We start from the raw sequence: 19,650 nt of genomic DNA, 5'->3' as shown, positions 1-19,650 counted from the left end.
TAATTTATATCTAGCAAGAATCATTGTAGTCCAAATCGTGTTCCGCGATATCCCACCAGTGAAGCATCGCTTTGTTCCCCTGTCCGCGCTATAGTCGAAGTGCATCAACCGCACAGGAGTTATCAGCATGAACTATCGTCTGTTAGGGCGCACCGGCGTGCGCGTGTCGCCGCTGTGTATGGGCACCATGACCTTCGGCGACAGCGCGGACGAGGCCGAATCCGCCAAGATGTTCGCCCGCTGCCGTGAAGTCGGCATCAACTTCTTTGACTGCGCGAACGGCTACGCGGGCGGGCGCTCCGAGATTATTCTCGGGAAACTGATCGCCGACTGCCGCGACGAAGTGGTAATCACCTCCAAGTCTGGCTTCCCGCAGAGCGACGGCGTCAACGACAAAGGCTCATCGCGGCGGCATCTCCAACTGCAGGTCGAAAAGAGCCTCAAACGGTTGAACACCGACCGCATCGACGTGTACTTCATCCACCGCTTCGACCCCGACACGCCCATTGAAGCCGTCGTCCGCACACTCGACGATCTCGTGCAGCAGGGCAAAATTCTGTATCCGGCGATCAGTAACTGGGCGGCGTGGCAGATCATGAAGGCACTCGGCGTCGCGGCGTATCAGGGGCTGGCGCGCGCCGAGGTCTTGCAGCCGATGTACAGCCTCGTCAAACGACAGGCGGAAGTCGAGATTCTCCCACTGGCTCAGGCCGAAGGCTTGGGCGTCATCCCCTACAGCCCACTCGGCGGAGGCCTGCTCACGGGCAAGTACACGACCACACAGAAGGCCGAAGACGGTCGCCTTGTGCAGAACAAGATGTACTCCATCCGCTATGGCGATGCCTATAACTATCAAGTTGCCGAGGCGTTCACGCAGTACGCGGCGGACAAGGGGTATACCCCGGCGACGCTGGCCGTCGCGTGGGTGATGTCGAACCCGGCGGTGACCGCAGCCATCGTCGGCGCGCGCAGCGTCGCCCAGTTGGAATCGTCGCTGGCGGCGCTCGATGTGCCGATGACGCCGGAGTGGCGCGCGGAAATCTCGGCGCTCTCCGCCACGCCGCCGCCCGCCACCGACCGTTCGGAAGAAGCGAAGTAAGCCAGTCAATGCATAGAACAGCGTGAAGTCGGTCTACAGGTCGGTGTTTGAGTTTTCCGGATGCGATAAATCGCGTCCCTACGTGAAGCGGTGTTTGTGTAGGGACGCAATGATGCAGTTTAAGAAAACGATACGGATTACCCCTCACCCCCAACCCCTCTCCCACGCAAGCGGGGGAGAGGGGAGAAAAGACGCTTTTGCTGGCTCCCCTCCCCGAATTCGGGGAGGGGCCGGGGGTGGGGTCGGTACTCCGCCTTCATAAGTTAAACTGCATCATTGCGTCCGCTGCTTCTAAAACGACTTCACGCTCTTCTAGATAGCTGCCGCCCTATTCAGTCCCCAAAATCTCCATCAATTTCCCCTCAAACTGACCGAACCTTGAGGCGCTTCGCAAAGTTCATCCCAGAGGATGAGTCAAATTCATATCGTGGGATGAATACGGGAAAACGCTTGTCTGTTACTCTCAAAAGCAGAGCTCGTCTGCTTATTTGCGATGCATGAACACCGCAGCAGCTTTAAAGAGGGAGTTTTTTATGAAGGCGTCACGTTTTCTCGCCGTGATCGGCACACTGCTTCTGGCAGTAGGCTTTATGGTTCTCAACCAGTCACGTGCACTCGCCCAAGATGCGCCGGAAGATCCGCCGTTCCTCGCGGAATTCTACGACGCGTGGGCATCGTCCGCACATGCGGACGCGACGGCCGAAGCGTTTGTTCACTGGGATAGTGAAGGGGCCATTCCGGAGAGCTGCGCTAAGTGCCATTCGACTCCAGGCTATCAGGATTTCCTCGGCGCGGATGGGTCGGAATTCGGCGTGGTCAACGCGCCGGCCGCCCTCGGCACGACGGTCACCTGCGATGCCTGCCATAACAGTGTCACCATGACGCTCGACTCGGTTGTTTTCCCGTCGGGCGCGGAAGTGACTGGCGCGGGCGATGCCGCTCGCTGCATGCAGTGCCATCAGGGCCGCGCGTCGACCGTTTCGGTCAACGCCAAGCTGACGGAACTCGGTCTCGTGGAAGACATGAACGCGGTCAACCCGGAACTGGGCTTCATCAACATTCACTACTACGCGGCTGCCGCCACGCTGTACGGCTCGGTCGCGCAGGGCGGCTATCAGTACGAGGGTCAGGTCTACATGATGCAGAATCATCATGTCGAAGAAGCCGACACTTGCATTGAATGCCACAACCCGCACACGCTTGAAGTCAATGTCTCGCTGTGCCAGGATTGCCACGAAGACGTCAAAAGTGTTGAAGACCTGCAGTTCATTCGTATGAACGGCTCGCTCAACGACTATGACGGCGACGGCGACATCAACGAAGGTATCGCGGAAGAAATTCAGGGCTTGCAGGAACTGCTGTACGAAGCCATTCAGGCGTACGCGACTGAAATCGCGGGCGCGGGCATCGTCTATGAACCCCACAGCCACCCGTACTTCTTCACCGACACCAACGGTAACGGCGAAGCCGACGAAGACGAAGTCAATGGCGACAACAAGTATGTCTCGTACACGGGCAACCTGCTGACGGCCGCCTACAACTATCAGGTTTCGATGAAGGACCCGGGCGCATTTGCGCACAACCCGCTGTACACGATCCAGATCCTGTTCGACTCGATCACGACGCTCAACGCGCAGATCAGCGAACCGGTCGATATGGAATTCGCGCACCGCTCTGACCCCGGCCACTTCGACGTGACGGCGATGGCGTTCCGCGATTGGGATGCTGACGGTGAAGTCCCGGCCACCTGCGCGCGCTGCCACAGCGCCACCGGCCTGCCGGAATGGATCCACAATAATGGTATCGTCGTCGCTCAGCCGATCTCCAATTCGCTGACCTGCACGACCTGCCACGACTCGCTCAGCGAATTCACGCTCCTCTCGCTCGATGCAGTCACCTTCCCGAGCGGCGCGAGCCTGACCTTCGGCGAAGGCGAAGAAGCCAACCTGTGCCTGGCCTGCCATCAGGGACGTGAGTCCACGGTGAGCGTCAACCGCGCCATTGGCAACCTCGGCGACGACGAAGTCTCCGAAAACCTGCGCTTCCGTAACGTCCACTACTTCGCGGCTGGTGCCTCGCTGTTTGGCGGCGAAGCGATGGGCGCGTACCAGTACGACGGCAAGGAATACAATGGTCGCAACCTGCACGGTGGCGACGAAGATGCCCCGCAGGTCTGCACCGACTGCCATGACCCGCACGAATTCTCGATCCAGACGAACGTGTGCGAAGACTGCCACGACGTTGAAGAACAAGAAGATGTGCTCCTGATCCGTATGGACGAAGATGTCGAACTGGTTGACTGGGATGGCGACGGCGCGGCAGATGAACCCATCCGTGACGAAATCGGGACGATGGAAGAAGCCTTGTACGCGGCCATCGTGAGCTATGCGACTGAAACCGCTGGCGCAGCGCTCGCTTATGACGCGCACTCGTATCCGTACTTCTTCAACGACCTGAACGGCAACGGCGTGGTCGATCCTGAAGAAGCGAATCGCGACAATGGTTTTGCCTCGTGGACGCCAAGCCTGCTGCGCGCTGCGTACAACTACCAGTACACGCAGAAGGATCCGGGCGACTTTGCGCACAATCCTCACTATATCCTCCAGGTTCTGTACGATAGCATCGAAGCGGTCGGCGGCGACGTGTCCACTTACACCCGTCCGCCCGTCGAAGCTGGCGAATAGGTCGTAGAGGACTAGCAACACCCTCGTTTAGAGAGAGGCTGGGCAGCACTGCCCGGCCTCTTCTCCTTTGTCCCGCCAAGCTAGGTTTTCACACTCCACCCCCTGATCGCACATTTGTACTAAACTTAAGAGCTGGACTTAGGCTCGGAAGGAGCGTGTGATGACTGATTCCGCCAATTCCCTGACTCGTGACGGATTTCTGCGTCAGCTAGAACTTAGCTGGAACGAACTTGACAGCTACCTTGGATCGCTAACTGAGCAGCAGCTCACCCAACCGACGGATGCGGTCGGCTGGACGGCAAAAGACCATGTTAGTCACATTGCCGAATGGGAAAAAGCTGCCCTCGCGCTCGTTCAGGCCAAATCAAAGCGTGAGGCGATGAGCATTCCCCCGGAGGTTTGGGAACAGGATGATGATCCGATCAATGCGGTAATTCAACAGCGCTACCACGACACGGAACTCGCTGAGGTCATCCGTATGCTGCGCAGCAATCACGAGCGACTGGTCAAGCAGCTTGAGACCATGACCGAAGCCGATCTCCTGTTACCGTACCGTCATTACCAACCCGCGGCAACCGACGAACGTCCCCTGCTGCAGTGGCTTCCGTGGGAAACCTTCCGCCATTACCACGACCACCTGACCTGGATTAAGGCGATTGTCGAGCCGGCGTAAAAACCGCTTGCACATTTGGAGCATTTGGGTAGGGGCGCACGGCCGTGCGCCCCTACCGAAGGGCTTCTCCGAACCGCTTCTATTGCTACCCCAATGGAATCAAAAAGGGACGAGGCCAAGCCTCGTCCCGTCAATAGCTGTGTAAATTTCGGCTATTCGCCGGGCTGCGTTAGCCACGTATAGAGATGCAGCACATAGGCGTCCGGCAGGTCTTCCGCGCTGAAGGCGGGCATTTCGCCGCGACCGCTGCGCACCTGCTCGTAGAAATCGATCAGCGTGATGTCCGTGCCGCGCAGCATCGGCTGACCGTCCGCCCCACCCTGCGCTTCGGCACCGTGACAGAACGCGCAGCGCAGCGTGCTCCACAGCGCCGCTCCAACATCAGGATCGCCGCTTTCGGGCATGGCCTGGGGCGCGTAGATCACCGCTTCACGTGGGATCGTCGTGCTGATCGCCGTCTGCGCCGAGGTGAGGAAACTGTACAGCGCCACGACTAGCACGCCGATCAGCATCAGCGCGACCGGGAGAAACACCCGGCGGCGGCTGGCAATCTGGTCAGCGCTGGCAGTCGGTGTCGGCGCGGGGATACGACCGGGACGCCACAGCAGCACAATGCCGATGCGCCACAACACCAGAAACACGACCAGCAGCAGCGCGTGATCGCTGTGCAGGCTGCGAAACAGCGGAATGGTCTCAGCAGGCAGCACGCCCGTCACGGCGACCGGCTTCCACAACACCAAACCGGTCACAATCATCAGCGCGGCACTGATGAGGAGCACCCAGTATTCGAGGCGCAGAGCGAAGCGATAATCCGCCGCGCCGCCGCCAAAGTTGCGCCCCATTTGCCGGACTGCCGCACTCAGCGCATTGCCGCCGACATCGGCGCGCTGGGCGCTCAACACGAAGCGGCGGTACAGAAACGCGGCGATGTGATAGAGCGCCGCGGCGATGAGCAGCAGCGCGAAGAAGCGGTGCAGAATGCGCGTACTTTCAATGCCACCCATCAGGACGAACGCATAGTGTGACCACAGTTCGCCCGCGAATTTCTGCGGCAAGCCAGTCACGATCAGCCCAATCAGCCCAACGACGAACACCAGCGTTTCCAGCCGGGGCAGTACCGGGGATGATGACAGTTTAGTCTCGACGGACATCGTCTACTTCCCCCTTGAGCGCAGGCGGCGGAAAACTTCGGTGACGAGCAGCAGCAGCGGGATGATCGCGGCGATGGGCAGTGCGACATCGTAGGCGATGCCCGCCGTATACAGCGCGGGCTGATGCTCCGGCGTCGCCGGATAGTGGCCGAGCCACGCATTCGAGAAGTCGGCGCTGGCATCCGGGTGACAGGTGCGGCAGGTCGTGACCAGCGTTTCGCGGATCGCCGTGCCATCGCCGATCGGCTGGATGCTGTGGACACCGTGGCAGTCGTAGCACACCGCTTTGTTGGTGACCGCCCCTTCGGTCTCCTGCTCGAACAGCGCGACCGTCGAGCCGTGGAAATCGGTCAGGTAGCTGTCGAAGACTTCCGTGCTGATGTCATACTGATCCATGATCGACGCGTCGGCGTGACACTGCGCGCACAGTTCCGGCGAGCGCGTGCGGAACAACGCCGTCGTCGGGTTGGCGATATCGTGCACGCCGTGACAGTCGATGCAGGTGGGCACATCCGGGTTATCTTCGCCCAGCAGCGCCTGACCATGCACGCTCTGGCTGTACTCTTCAAAGATCACACCGTGGCAGCGCCCACAGGTCAGCGAAATGCGCTGGCGCGGCTCGTTGGGCGGCTGCACATCGTGACCGCCGTGGCAGTCGACGCACACCGCCGCTTCGACGCGGTTCGCGCGGATATATTCGCCGTGCACGCTGTCCTGCGCGCGGGTGTACTGGTCTTCGTGACAGTTGCGGCACACTGCGTAGCGCTCTAACTGGAAATCACGCACCGTGCGGATGGTACTCGGCTCGTGCGGATAGCGGAAACTCGGGTGACAGTCATTGCAACCTAACGCCCCTTCCGCACTGGAGGCGCCGTGCACCGACGCATGCAGCACCGCCGGGTCGATGGTCACCGAGAGCGTTTCGCCGCTCGGCAGCGTCCACACCTGATCCGGTTTGCTGTGGCACAACAGACAGTAAGCATCCGACGCTTCGTCGACGGGCGCTTCCGCCGTCGCTTCCGCGCTGATTTCCGTCGCGGCTTCGGCAGTTGCCTCAATCAGGACGGGCACTTCGGTCACTTCGGGCGTCGCCTCTTGTGCGACCGCGATCTGCGCGCCGAAGCGCAGCAGTCCCAGCCCACCGGCGATCAACCAGAAGCCGAGGATGAGCAAAACTTTGATCTTGATCGTCATCGCAGCGTCTCCTGTGATTGACGCCGGGCTTGACGGACGAAAACGAACGTTCCGGCGAGTAAGATGAAAGCGACCAAGCCGATGAGAATGACCGTCATCGGGCGGAAACCGCTCGTTACACTGCGTTCGACGGCCACCGCGGCGGCGCGGTCAATGGAGGGCGTCGCGGTGGGCGCGGGCGCTTCGGTCGGTTCGAGGGTGGCGCCGGGGACGCTCAGTTCCGTCAGCATGACCGACACCTGATCGAGCAGCGCATCGGCGTAGGCGTAGTTATGCACGCCCATACTGCCATCGCCCTGCACGAAGGTCAGCGCGGCGACCGCCCGCTGATACAATGCTTCGGCGTCGCTGCCCGCGGCGGGCGCGGCGATGCTGGCCACGCGCGCAAACGCAATCGACAGACGACTGCGCACATCGGCCTGCGTATCGTCAACCAGCGACTGCAAGTCGGCGCTGTTGAGATCGGTATGGCAGCCGGAGCAGCTATCCGGCGGCGCGTCGTCCTCACCGGGAATGATCGGCTTCCACGTGTGGTTCGCCAGCGCAAAGCCGCCTGCCTCGACCGAGGTCATGTGGCAGGTGACGCAGCGCGGGCCGTCTTCCTCGCTGAAGTGCGCGGAGGGGACACCTACCACGCCATCAATGATCGCCTGCCCTTCGAACATCTCAACCACCGGATGATGCAGCGGGTTCACCAATTCCGTATTGCGGTGACAGCTCGTGCACATCTCGTAGGGCGCGCTCGTCAGGTTGAATTCTTCGTCTTCGGCGGTATGCGGGCTGTGACACACCGTGCAGGTGATGCCCATGCTCGCCGTCTCCAGCGTGAGCGAGTCGGGCACGGGACCGGAGAGGTCGCCGTCGTCGTAAATGCCGCGAATGCGCTCGGTAAACAGGTAGTCGCCGCTGTGACAGGTCAGGCACTCGGCCTGCGCGTTCGGGCTGGCGCTCATCGTCTCGAAAGCGGTCGCGTGACCAGAAGCGATCCACTCGTTGTACTGCATGTTGCTCAGGCGAGCATGCCCCGTCCCATAGAACGCGGAGGTATCCTCTTCGCTGACCAGCGCGTAACCGTCCTCATGCACGAGCACGCCGCCGGGGCGATAATCGACTGGAAACGGCTGATTGCCGAGAGCGTGACACTGTCCGCACACCTGCGCATCGGGGCTGACGACAATCGCGTTATGAATTTCCACGAGTTCTTCATCGTTGGGACGGCCGCCCGCGTCGTCGGCGACTTCGGCATGCACGCTGCCGGGGCCGTGACACGCTTCGCACATGACGCCGTCATCTTCCCAACGTCCGCGCTCGACATCTAAGCCCGTGACGTGACAGCCCGCGCAGTTCGTCGTGAAGTCGTAAGCCGGGTCGGGCCACGTTTCCGCCAGCAGATACGGCCGCCACACGCCCGCGGCCACATCCCATTCGGCGGGCAGCACGGCATACACGCGGCGATCCACTTCGTAGAGGTAGCGCTGCACATACTTGCCCGCGCCGATGACGTACACAATGTCGTCTTCGTCAAAGGGGCGCGGCGCATCTTCACCGGGGAACTGAACCATGCGCAGGTCTGCGCCTTGATCGAAGTCCGCGAGGATCAAATCTTTATCGCGTTCAGAGTCTTGTAAAGCGAGCCCGTGCGGCTGCTCGGAGAGCGAGCGCACGAGATTGCGGTGACAATCGCTGCAGGTGTCCGAACTGACGTATTCAGCGTCGTCCAGTTCGCCTTCCTGTGCGGCAACCGGCGTGGCCGTCGTCAGCCACAGCCCGAGGCCAATACAGCTAGTCCCTAGGATGATCAGTACCAGAATAATCGCACGACGCATGGTGTGCTGCCTTTGGAGTCACGTGTCCACCTTCACTCTAAAATAAGCACCGCCGAGCGCAATCATCCCCAAGATGGATTATTAATCATTCGTGGGGATGATCTTTCGCGCGCGTGAATCGGTTAATGTAGTGGATAGAGTCTACAGTCGGCTACGCAATCTGATTTTCGCGCACCAAATCGAAGGGGATTCGTCCATGTCATGGTTCAAGCGAATACTGTATCGGGACGGCAGTCGAATCTCCATGCATGTCTTCCTGCCCATTCTCCTGATCCTCGGGGGGGTGGTGGGCTTGCTGGCCGCGCCGCCCGCGTGGGAATACAGTAATTCGACCGAATTCTGCGGGACCGTCTGTCACACGATGCCGCCCGAATATCAAACCTACCTGGAATCGCCACACTCGCGTATTCTATGCGTCGACTGTCATATCGGGCGCGACCTCATCCTCATTCAGCTCACGCGCAAGGTCGGCCACATGCGGCTGATCGTCGACACGGTGCTCGAAAACTACGAATACCCGATCCGCTCGGCAGAAATGCGCCCGGCCAACGAAACCTGCGAAGTCTGCCATACGCCCGAAAAGTTCTCGGATGACAGCCTGCGCGTGATCCACAACTACGAAGAGAACCGCACGAACGATTCCTATGACACCTACCTGCTGATGCACACGGGCGGCGGCAGTGAACGTCAGGGTTTGGGGCGCGGCATTCACTGGCACGTCGAAAACCCGATCAGCTACATCGCGCTCGACCCGGAACAGCAGGAAATCCCCTACGTGCGCGTCGAAACGGCGGACGGCGAGGTCATCGAATATCAGGACATCAACTCGCCCGTGGATACCAGCAACCTCGACCAGTACGAAATGCACGAGATCGAGTGCACGACCTGCCATAACCGCGTCGCGCATCTGCTGCAAACGCCCTCCCGCGCGATCAATGCGGCGCTGCAAGCCGGGGACATCTCGACCGACATCCCGTTCATTCGCACGCTGGCCGAAGACCTGCTCTCCGATGAATACTTCTCGACGGAAGACGCGCAGTTCGCCTTCTCCACGCTCGACCAGTACTACCGCGACAACTACCCGGAGTTCTATGAGACGGGCGCGCCCCTCGTGCAGGATGCGATTGCTGCACTTAACGTGATGTACAGCGAGAGCAACTACCCGGAACAGGAACTCTCGTACGACACGCACCCGAACAATGTCGGCCACCTCGACTCGGCAGGCTGCTTCCGCTGCCACGACGGTCAGCACATCAGCGAACAGGGCGAAGTCATTCGGCTCGAATGCAACCTGTGCCACTCGATCCCCGAAGTTGTGCGCCCCGGCGACATCGAACCGATGATCCCGCTCACGACCGGAATCGAACCGGAATCGCACCTCACGTCGACGTGGCTGGCCCAGCACCGCACCGAATTCGACGCGACCTGCGCCAACTGCCATACGACCTCGAACCCCGGCGGCGTGGACGACTCCAGCTTCTGCTCGAACAGCGCGTGCCACGGCGGGCAGTGGGAATACGCAGGCTTGAACGCGCCCGGCCTCTCGATGATCCTCGGCATTTATCAGGTCGAAGCGCCGCCGCTCCTCGAAGACTTCACAGGTGAGCCGACTTACGCCGTACTGCAGCCGCTGTTCACGCAGTTGTGCAGCGCGTGTCACGGGGCCGTGCCCACCAAAGAACTACGCCTGACCGACTATGAGAGCGCCCTCGCCGGCAGCAGCAGCGGCCCGGTGATCATCCCCGGCGCGCCAGACGACAGCCTGATCCTGCAGGTGCTGGCGGATGGGCACTTCGCGCAGGTCACCGACCACCAATTGGAACTGCTCACGCAGTGGATCGCCAACGGCGCGCCACAGTAACCCGCCCGACCCCGAGTCTCAAACGGACGAGGTAACCCCTCGTCCGTTTTGTTTTTGACACAATGTCTACGGCAAGGAACAGCTGAATGACAAGGCATTTCTGCCTCTGACACACCCCGCCTATTAATAACAACCGAGCTTAATGATTTTGCCAGCATTATCATGTAAGATATAAACACATTGAACCTCGCAGGCACTTAAAATTCCTGCATTTAGTAAAGTTTAATCCCGATGGTAGACGATATTCCCCAGCTCCAAGCCCAGCTTGACGCTGCCCGTCATGAACTTCAGGCCGCCCTAGACCGTGTAACCCAGCTCGAAACACAGTTTGCAGCTGCCCAACCTTCTGCTCTCTCGACCGCTGGGGTCGCACACGCCTACCGGGCCTTTGATCACCTGCTCGAAAGCTGCATGATCATCGGGTTCGACTGGCGCTGTCTCTACATCAACGAGATCGGCCTGCGCTACAGTCGGCTCACGCGCGAGCAAATGGTCGGGCGCTCCCTATTAGAATCGTTTCCCGGTTTCGAGCAGACCGAAGCCTATTCGTATTTACGCCAGGGCTTGGTTGAACGCAAAGCAAACGACTACGAAACCGAATTTTCCTACCCGGATGGCCCGTCGACGTGGTATGCCTTTCGCGTCCAACCGGTTCCCGAAGGCGTGTTCATCCTCTCGCAGGACATCACCGAACGCAAAAATGCTGAAGCGCAGAGGCGCAAGCTGTACCGCACGTTGTCAGTCTTGAGCGACACCAATCAGGCGATTGTCCGCCTGCGCCATGATTTACCGACCCTGCTGCGCACGATATGCAAAATAGCCGTGGAGGCAGGCGGATTTTATACCGCGTGGATCGCCGAAATTTCGGCAGATCAAACGCGCATGCTCCCCATCGCGTGGGCTGGTTTGTCCGATACGGAATTTGATAAATTCGACATGAGCATCAGCGCTGAAGAACCCCAGCGCCGCCGCCCAGCGCTGCAGGCGTTGTTCACGGGCCAGCGGGTGATCATCAACAACACACGCACAAGCGAGGATCTGGCAGTGGCTGCCAGCGCCCAAAATGTCCTGCTGGCGCATAACATCGGCTCACTGGTGTTCTATCCGCTCAAAGTGAATGGCACGGTGCGCGCGCTTTTCAGTCTGTCAGCGTCTGAAACGAACTTCTTTGACACGGAGGAACTCCGCCTCCTCGACGAGATGGCGGGCGATCTCGAATATGCAATGGAGTTTGCGGAACAGGAGTCCAAGCGTGAGCAGGCCGAAAGTTCGCTCCGGCGCTATGCGCAGCGGCTCGAAGTGCTGCACACGATTGATCATGCGTTGCTTCGTGCTCAGGATATTTATGATGTGATCGCCAACGGCATAGAGAATCTAAACCGCCTCGTTCCATGCGAACGCATTGGCGTAGTTTTGTATGATGAGCAGACCGGCGACGCGCGCGTATACCAAACTAGCAACTCAACCGCCTCAGAAGTGTATGAAGGAGTTCGCACCGCACAACCCTCACCAGCATGGTTGGCGCAATTCGATGATCGCGGCGTCAAGAATGTTGGCGATATGCGCTTGGTTCCCGCTCCTTATCCGTTATATGAAATCGGCATCAAAGAGGGTCTCCGCTCGATTTTGCACATCTTGCTCAAGGTGCAGGGACAAACCATCGGGCTTCTCAACCTAATCGCTTCCACGCCCGACTTCTTTACACTCGAACACGAGCAGATCGCCGCCGAAGTTGGTGGGCAGATTGCCATCGCCATCCGGCAGATGCGGCTTGACCAAGCCCTCAAGCGCCATACACAACGCCTCGAAGTGCTGCACGCTATCGACCGGGCGCTGCTCCGGGCTGATTCGCTCCCGTCGATTGTCAACGGCACGCTCAGCGAAATGCGACGGTTGATTCCCTGCGAACGCGCTGGCGTGGTTCTCTTTGACAAACAGACCAACGAAGCCGTACTCTATATGCTCAATACCGCGACCGAATCCGAACTGCAATCGGGCCAACGCACCCCCATGCCCGCCCCTGACTGGATCGCCAGTTTCAGCCCGACCGGCGTCAAGAACGTTGGTGATCTCCGGCAAATCGCCGCGCCCTATGGCTTCTATGCACACGCCGTTAAAGAAGGCATGGTTTCAATTCTGCATGTGTTGTTGGTCGCGCAGGGGGAACCGCTCGGACTGCTCAATCTGCTGGCCAGTTCCGCAAACTTCTTCACGCCCGAATATACGGAGATCGCAGGAGAAGTCGGCAGCCAACTCGCCATCGCCCTCCAGCAGATGCAGTTGGCCGAGGTGATTGCCCAGCACACCGCCGATCTGGAAAACAAAGTCGCAGAACGTACCGCACAGCTGCGCGCGGAAAACGAGCGCATCCAGGCCATCCTCCACTATAGTCTGGAAGGGATCGCCTTCCTCGACGCGGATTTCCGGCTGGTAGAGACGAATGCGGCCTTCCGCAAGCTGGTCAATCTTGCCGCTTATGAGACCAAACCGATCTCCATGTTCGATATCCTGCACGTGGACGACCACCGCCGCTTCAGCGAGTTCGTCAAGCACGCGATCGCCGAAAGCAGCGGCCACCGCTTCGAAATTCGGTTGATTAAAGCGGAACACAGCGTGGTCAATGCCGAAATCGGCCTGCAAAACATCACCGACGACGGCTTCGTATGCAGCTTCCACGACATCAGCGACCGGCAGCGCGCCGAACAAGCTTTGCGTCTCGCGCTGGAAGCCGAGAAGCAGGCGAACATTCTGAAATCACGCTTTGTCGCAATGGCCTCCCACGAGTTCCGCACGCCCCTCGCCGCCATCCTCGCGTCGACGGAAACGCTCACACTTTACCGTGACCGCATGAAGGATGACGATATTTCTAACCGTCTGGACAACATTCGGCGGCAAGTCAGTCACATGGCGGGGATCATGGAGAAGGGGCTTCAGCTCGGGCACATGCAGTCGGGCCGGCTGGCCTTCCAGCCGACCCAAGCCAACTTACCAGCGCTGTGTGCCGAACTCGTCGAGGAATTTAACAACCGGCCAGCGACGAACAATCGGGTGATCTATGCTGCGCCGGACGCGCCTATCCTGCTGCGTCTGGATGTCAGTCTCATGCGCCAATCGATCACCAATCTGATCGGGAACGCGCTCAAATACTCAGAGAATCCGCTGCCGGTCCATGTGCAATTATCCAAGGACGGCACAGGGGTCACGCTGCTCATCCGCGACCAAGGGATCGGCATTCCGGCGAAAGACTTCCCCTACCTGTTTGAGCCCTTTCACCGCGCGTCGAATGTCGGCAGCATTTCGGGGACAGGGCTGGGGTTGAGCATCACCAAACAGGCCATCGAACTCCACGGGGGGTCGATCACCGTCGACTCGCAGGAAGGGCACGGCACGACGTTCACCATCACGCTGCCCGTGACGACCCTGAATTTGACATAAAAAACGGATGCCGGGTCAGGGCATCCGTTGGGCGTCATTCCGGATTAGGGAGGGCGCTAGAAGCCGATTTCCAGCGTAGAACCATGCTGTTTGGGCAGCAGCACGACGAAGCGCGTCCCATAGCCAACCTGACTCTCGACGGAGACCGTGCCGCCGTGCAAATCCACCGACTGCTTGACAATCGTCAGCCCCAAGCCCATCCCCTTGAAACCCTTGGCGTTATCCGCCCGGTGGAATGGCTCAAACAGATTGGGCAGGTCTTCCGGCGGAATGCCAATGCCCTGATCTTCGACCAGCAGCTCAATGTACGTCGGTTGCTCGGCGAGGCAAATGCGAATCGTCGTGTCGGTCGGCGCATACTTAATCGCGTTGGAGATCAGATTGACGATGAGCTGGCGCAGCAGTTTGCTATCGGCCTCAATCGTCACGTCAACCTGCTCTTCGAAGACGATCTCATGCCCACCCTGATCGATCAACCGGAATTCGTCGACGATCCCGTCGATAAAGCGTAAAACGTCGACCTGCTCCGGGTTGAATTCCAGATGCCCGCTTTCCATGCCGGCGACCATCATCAGGTCGTCCAGCATTTGCAGCAGCAGATGCACCGAGCCGTTGATGCGGTCCAGATACTGATGCCGCCGCGCGGGCGTCATACGATCTTCATAGTTCTTGATGAGGTCGGCGGAGGAGAGAATCGCCGCCAGTGGATTGCGGAAATCGTGCGAGATCATGGCGATCAGCCGGGACTTGAGCAACCGTCGTTCGCGCTCCTCGCTGAGAGCGTTGCTCAACATGGTGAGCTGCTCCATCTGCTGTTCCTGCTGCACGCCGCGCTTGATCAATTGCGTGCGCACCGAATTGAGCAGTTCGAGATTGGTGAATGGCTTGGTGATGTAATCATCCGCGCCGAGGTTCATCCCTTTGCGGACGGCTTCGCGGTCGACCGCCGCCGTCAGGAAGATGAACGGCGTCTGCGCCAGCGACGTTTCGAGCCGCACCGTGAGCAGCAGGTCATAGCCATTCATTTCGGGCATGGCGATGTCAGAGACGATCAAATCCGGCGGGTCACGACGAATCGCTTCCAGCGCCAACCGCCCATTGGGCGCGCTGTGCACGTCGTATCCTTCAAAGCCCAGCCAATCCGTAACCTCGTCGCGGATCGCGTCCTCATCTTCAACAACCAGTATCTTTGCCATCTGCGCTGTCCTCAAATGGGTCGATGGGCATGGTGACGATGAAGGTTGTGCCAGCGTCAACCTCTGATGCAACATTGATGGTTCCACCATGCAGCTCGACAAATTGCTTCGTGATGCTCAAGCCCAAACCAGTTCCCGGAATCGTCCCGACATTGCGCCCCCGATGGAAGGGTTCAAACAAGTACTTCTGATCGTCGGGGGGAATGCCGATGCCCTCATCGATCACCTGTAAGTAAATATTAACATTGTCCTGAGACAGTTTAAGCTTAACGATTTTATCCGCCGGAGAGTATTTGAGCGCGTTGGCGAGCAGATTGTGAATCACCTGCCGCATCAGGCGCACATCGAAACTCAGCGCCGGCGCCAGCTCAGGCGCGGTGTAGACGATGCGCCCGCGATTCGACGATTGGATATCCAGTTCTTCAATCACGTCGCGGCACAGCGCATCCAGATCACCCGGCGCCGGTACGAACTCCATGCGCCCAGTCTGCAGCCGCGCCAATTGGAGCACATCATCCATGATGGCGATCATGTGGTCGACCTGCTGGCGAATCTTCTCCAACCGCCGTTCGATCTGCGCGTCGTCCATCTTGTGGCGATAGATCGACAGCGATTCGGCCAGCGCCATGATCGCAGCCAGCGGCGTGCGGAATTCGTGTGACGCCATCGACACAAAGCGTGATTTCAGTTCGCCCAGTTCCTGCTCCGCGGCCAGTGCCTGCCGCAGCGCCTCTTCACTGTGTTTGTGCTCGGTGATGTCCCACGCCGCGCCGATGATTTTGGTCGGCAGGCCATTGTCGCCAAACAGCGTAACGCTGTGCAGATTCAAATGCCGAATTTCGCCGTCGGGACGCACAATGCGGAATGCATCACTATGGGGGTTTTCCTGCCAGGCGCGTTTCGCCCGTTCTTCGGCACCTGCGCGGTCATCCGGGTGAATGAAGTTATTGATCCACTCTTCAGGAAAGGGTTCGTCAGCTTTGGGGATGCCGTGAATGATACACATCCGCTCGTCCCACATGGTTACGCGCTTCTGCAAATCCCATTCCATAATGCCAATCTCACCCGCCTGTGTCGCCATGTCCAAGCGCTGCGACAGGGAGATCGCTTTCTCTTCAGCTATTTTGCGTGCCAGCAGCGAACCAATGGTCATGGCGTACAGCGAGAGCGCTTCCAACTGCGCCTTGCTGAACGGTCGGTGCTGAATCGCGTTATCAACCGATACCCAACCCAGCAAGTCGTCATCCCACAGGGCCGCGACTGCCTGACTGCCGACCGCGACAAACTTCGGTCGGTCGTAGAGCGGAGCGCTCTCATTCACGGCGAAGCGTACGCCGCGTTCCATCGTCGTTTGATAGATTTCAGGCAATGAATCGAAGGGCAGTCGCACATCATACTCATTGATGAGTTTGCCATCCATATCACAGCCATAGGTACCGACGATCTGCTGATGTTCAGGATCGGACAAGACCATCCCCATCCGATCGAAACCAAATGAGTCACGCCCAAGCTGGACTGCCGTCTGGTAGAACGCATCCAGCGACTCGGTGCGCGCCAGCACGATACTCGCCTCATGGAGCGCGCGCAGATAGGTCTGCATCACACGCGCTTCTTCGTACTGCTGCTCAATTTGATTCTTGGCGCTTTCCAGTTCGGCCGTGCGTTCGCCAACCCGCAGTTCGAGCAGGTCATACGAGCCTTGCAGGGCGGCCTGCACCCGCTGCTTTTCCGCTTCGATCTGCACGCGGCGCATGGCGATGCCCGCGATATGCGCCGCCAAATCGATGAGTTCGAGTTCGGCCTCTCCCGGTAAACGCGGCTGCCCATAGTAGAGCGCAAACGTGCCGAGGACGGTGTGTTCATCCGCCATGATCGGCTGTGACCAGCAGGCGCGCAGCCCGTGCGCCAAGGCAAGCACTTTGTAGTCTGTCCACAGCGGATCGGTCTCGATATCTTCGACCAGCACGAGGCGTTTCTCGTACGCCGCTGTCCCGCACGACCCCACCTGCGGACCGATACGAATACCTTGAATCGCCGTATTGTAGGCCTCGGGGAGGCTCGGAGCCGCGCCGAGCAAGAGGCGCTCGCCCGTTGGGTCGAGCAGCAGCACCGACGCGCGCACCTCCGGCTCATATTCTTCAATGGCGCGCGCCAATTGGTCGAGCGTATCGGACAGCGGCAGTGAGATGGCGACTCTTTCGAGAATCTGCGTCATGCGTTTCTGCAAAATCTCACGCCGTTTGCGCTCGGTGATATCGCGGTTCACGATCACGGCGCCCGCCGATTGATCTCCATCATAGAGGTTCGTGACCGAGGAGAGAATCCAGCGAATCTGACCGTCTTTGGTACGTTCGACGATTTCCCCGCGCCAGATCGCGCCGGATTGAATGAGCGCCCACACTTCGGGCAGGGTTTGCTTTTGGAAGTCCGCCTGCAGCAGTTCGGGCAGAATCTGACCGAGCGCTTCGGCTTCGCTCCAGCCGTATACATAGGCCGCGGCTTTGTTCCATGACGTGACCCGCTTATCCGCATCGACCGTGATGATCGCATCGGAGACGCGCTGCAGCAGGCTGGCCTGATACTTCAGTGTCGCTTCGGCCTGCTGGCGGCTGGTCACATCGACCACAAAACACATGATGACCAGTTCATCAGCGTATTGGGAATACCCCAAGCCGATTTCCACGGGAAAATACGTCCCATCCCGGCGGCGCGCTTTCGTTTGAAAACCCGAGTTCAGGTGCCGATTCCGGGGTTGACGCACATAATCAGCCACGAGTTCGACGTGGACAGGACGGGATTCTTCGGGCACGAGCAGATCAATATTCTGCCCCATCAGTTCCGCCGCGCTGTAGCCGAAGATCGCCTGCGCCTTGGCATTGCTCAAGCGAATATTGCCGCTGATATCACAGATAATCACTGCTTCCGGCGCGGTTTCCAGCAGGCCGCGGAACTGCGCTTCGCTGGCGCGCAGCGCGTGTTCGGTGAGTTTCGACTGGGTGATGTCGAGCGCGTTGATCAACGCCCCGGTGACGGCGTTCTGCGCATCGCGCACGGGCTGCACACTCGTGCGATACCAGCGGGTTTCACTGCCGACTGTGGTCGGGCCTTCGAAGACCTGCCCCTGTCCGGTCTGCATCACCTGCTGGAGGGCGGCCAACTGCCACTCGGCGGTTTCCGGCGAAAACAATTCGGTCATATGGCGACCGACCATCGTCTCGGGCGTGCGCCGCAGGGCGTGCGCTGCGTAGTCGTTGGCGAACAGCGCATAACCGCGCGCATCGAACAGCGCGACGGCGGAGTCGAGACTGTTGACGAGGCTTCGATAGCGTTCTTCACTGGCGCGGAGGGCACCTTCAACCGACTGCTGATCGATCGCAGGCGAATTGAGCGGATCGGCGCCAGAATTGGACGGTTGCATCATAGTCGTTTTCTTTACAGGGGCAAGCGCCTATGCCAGCAGACAACATAAAGATGTGACGGGCAGCTTGCGCCTATCTTCATTATATATTCCAATTCTGTAACCTAAGCCATAACGAATCCCGGCCTACTCGCGTGGCGGCGTCCAGCGCGCGATCAGCGCGTGCGCCTGCTGCACGACTGCATCCCGCAGTTCGGCTGGCTCCAGCACGCGCACGTCCGCGCCCAGCCCGAAGACCAGCATCTGCGCCAGCAGCGGCGACTCCATCGAGAGCTGGAGCGTGATCCAATCCTCTGCGTCCGGCTCACCAGCGCTCTCCCAGCGTCCCGCCAGCAGCCATTTGACGAACGGCGCGCGTTCCGGCGCGACGCGGAGCATGCAGCGGTAGGAGCTGAAGCTCTCCACAAACGACTGTAGTTTATCGCGCCAGTACGTCGGCAAATCGAAGTCGGGCAGCCGCTCAAAGTGCTCGGGCAACCGCCGCACCGTGTGAAACCGGGCGACGCGATACGTGCGCAGTTCGCCTTCCCGCCGCGCGACCAGATACCATAGGCTCGACTTGTTCACGAGGCTGTAGGGTTCGAGCGTCCGCTCGGAGATCGTTCCGTCATAGTGCTCGTACACGGTCGCCACCCGTTGATCGTCGTAGACCGCCTGCTGCAAGTCATCCCAGAACGGCGGCGTCTGCGCATCCTGCCACCACCAGCCCGGATCAATCAGGATGCGCTGGCGTATGTGATCGACGGTGGGGCGCTGCGCCGCGGGCAGCGCCGCCAGCAGCTTAAGCAGCAGTCGATCCCCGGCCTCGCCCAAGCCGATGTCGCGCAAAATCGACGTGCTCCCGGCGATAATCAGCGAGCGGATCTCCGGCTCATGCAGCCCAGTCAGCGTGGTGCGATACGCTTCATCCAGCGCAATTCCGCCGCCATGCCCGCCCCCGGCGTAAATGGGCACGCCCGCCAGCGAGAGCGCCTCCACGTCGCGCAAAATCGTGCGCCGCGACACGCCGAGTTCACTCGCCAGCGCTTGCGCGGTCAACTGGCCGCGCGTTTGCAGCAGCAGGAGCAGTGATAACAAGCGATCTGCCCGCACTCGAAATCTCCTTCAACTTGG

The 19,650-nt window shown here is 59.7% G+C and carries 11 protein-coding genes; 5 read left to right on the top strand and 6 right to left on the bottom strand.

The annotated features are described in order from the left end of the window. The first annotated feature begins 127 nt into the window (after positions 1-127). From IPK17_RS15855 to IPK17_RS15845, 3 genes are all read left to right on the top strand, one after another. A complete protein-coding gene (locus tag IPK17_RS15855) occupies positions 128-1,099 on the top strand; it encodes an aldo/keto reductase (protein WP_343418666.1) in 972 nt (323 codons plus the stop codon). 533 nt (positions 1,100-1,632) lie between these two features. Further along, complete coding sequence (locus IPK17_RS15850) at positions 1,633-3,783, top strand: cytochrome c3 family protein (protein ID WP_343418665.1); 2,151 nt, start codon at positions 1,633-1,635, stop codon at positions 3,781-3,783. A 160-nt stretch (positions 3,784-3,943) separates the two neighbouring features. Next, positions 3,944-4,456: a ClbS/DfsB family four-helix bundle protein gene (locus IPK17_RS15845; protein WP_343418664.1), complete on the top strand. Its 513-nt coding sequence runs from the start codon at positions 3,944-3,946 to the stop codon at positions 4,454-4,456. Positions 4,457-4,608: 152 nt separating this feature from the next. On the opposite strand, the gene IPK17_RS15840 is transcribed toward IPK17_RS15845, so the two are convergent. The 3 genes from IPK17_RS15840 to IPK17_RS15830 are packed head-to-tail and all read right to left on the bottom strand — an operon-like array spanning position 4,609 to position 8,627. Then, on the bottom strand, positions 4,609-5,607 hold the full coding sequence (locus IPK17_RS15840) for a c-type cytochrome (RefSeq protein ID WP_343418663.1): 999 nt from the start codon (positions 5,605-5,607) through the stop codon (positions 4,609-4,611). A 3-nt stretch (positions 5,608-5,610) separates the two neighbouring features. Further along, positions 5,611-6,801, bottom strand: a complete 1,191-nt coding sequence (locus IPK17_RS15835) for a cytochrome c3 family protein (RefSeq protein WP_343418662.1) — start codon at positions 6,799-6,801, stop codon at positions 5,611-5,613. Further along, entirely contained in the window at positions 6,798-8,627 is a 1,830-nt protein-coding gene (locus tag IPK17_RS15830; RefSeq protein ID WP_343418661.1) for a cytochrome c3 family protein, read from the bottom strand. The genes IPK17_RS15835 and IPK17_RS15830 overlap by 4 nt, the downstream gene beginning before the upstream one ends. 196 nt (positions 8,628-8,823) lie before the next feature. Between IPK17_RS15830 and IPK17_RS15825 the strand changes: the two genes are divergently transcribed. Both IPK17_RS15825 and IPK17_RS15820 read left to right on the top strand, forming a co-directional pair. After that, positions 8,824-10,488 (top strand): NapC/NirT family cytochrome c, encoded by a 1,665-nt coding sequence (locus tag IPK17_RS15825; RefSeq protein ID WP_343418660.1) that lies wholly within the window; start codon positions 8,824-8,826, stop codon positions 10,486-10,488. A gap of 231 nt (positions 10,489-10,719) precedes the next feature. Then, positions 10,720-13,923, top strand: a complete 3,204-nt coding sequence (locus IPK17_RS15820) for a GAF domain-containing protein (protein WP_343418659.1) — start codon at positions 10,720-10,722, stop codon at positions 13,921-13,923. Positions 13,924-13,979: 56 nt separating this feature from the next. Here the strand turns inward: IPK17_RS15820 and IPK17_RS15815 are convergent, their stop codons facing one another. The 3 genes from IPK17_RS15815 to IPK17_RS15805 all read right to left on the bottom strand — a co-directional run bounded on the left by IPK17_RS15815 (position 13,980) and on the right by IPK17_RS15805 (position 19,629). After that, entirely contained in the window at positions 13,980-15,119 is a 1,140-nt protein-coding gene (locus tag IPK17_RS15815) for a hybrid sensor histidine kinase/response regulator (protein ID WP_343418658.1), read from the bottom strand. Next, positions 15,097-18,540, bottom strand: a complete 3,444-nt coding sequence (locus tag IPK17_RS15810) for a PAS domain S-box protein (protein ID WP_343418657.1) — start codon at positions 18,538-18,540, stop codon at positions 15,097-15,099. Before IPK17_RS15810 ends, IPK17_RS15815 begins: the two co-directional genes overlap by 23 nt. Before the next feature lie 123 nt (positions 18,541-18,663). Beyond that, a complete protein-coding gene (locus IPK17_RS15805) occupies positions 18,664-19,629 on the bottom strand; it encodes a helix-turn-helix transcriptional regulator (protein ID WP_343418656.1) in 966 nt (321 codons plus the stop codon). Positions 19,630-19,650: the final 21 nt, after the last annotated feature.

The organism is Candidatus Flexifilum breve, from assembly GCF_016713355.1.
The sequence above is the reverse complement of the archived record's forward strand: the minus strand, read 5'-3'. Positions and strand labels throughout refer to the sequence as shown.

Excerpts from the sequence above, each read along its gene's own strand:
- IPK17_RS15810 (WP_343418657.1), bottom strand. The coding sequence starts at position 18,540 with ATGATGCAACCGTCCAATTCTGGCGCCGATCCGCTCAATTCGCCTGCG.
- IPK17_RS15845 (WP_343418664.1), top strand. The coding sequence starts at position 3,944 with ATGACTGATTCCGCCAATTCCCTGACTCGTGACGGATTTCTGCGTCAG.
- IPK17_RS15855 (WP_343418666.1), top strand. The coding sequence starts at position 128 with ATGAACTATCGTCTGTTAGGGCGCACCGGCGTGCGCGTGTCGCCGCTG.
- IPK17_RS15850 (WP_343418665.1), top strand. The coding sequence starts at position 1,633 with ATGAAGGCGTCACGTTTTCTCGCCGTGATCGGCACACTGCTTCTGGCA.
- IPK17_RS15830 (WP_343418661.1), bottom strand. The coding sequence starts at position 8,627 with ATGCGTCGTGCGATTATTCTGGTACTGATCATCCTAGGGACTAGCTGT.
- IPK17_RS15815 (WP_343418658.1), bottom strand. The coding sequence starts at position 15,119 with ATGGCAAAGATACTGGTTGTTGAAGATGAGGACGCGATCCGCGACGAG.
- IPK17_RS15840 (WP_343418663.1), bottom strand. The coding sequence starts at position 5,607 with ATGTCCGTCGAGACTAAACTGTCATCATCCCCGGTACTGCCCCGGCTG.
- IPK17_RS15825 (WP_343418660.1), top strand. The coding sequence starts at position 8,824 with ATGTCATGGTTCAAGCGAATACTGTATCGGGACGGCAGTCGAATCTCC.
- IPK17_RS15820 (WP_343418659.1), top strand. The coding sequence starts at position 10,720 with ATGGTAGACGATATTCCCCAGCTCCAAGCCCAGCTTGACGCTGCCCGT.
- IPK17_RS15835 (WP_343418662.1), bottom strand. The coding sequence starts at position 6,801 with ATGACGATCAAGATCAAAGTTTTGCTCATCCTCGGCTTCTGGTTGATC.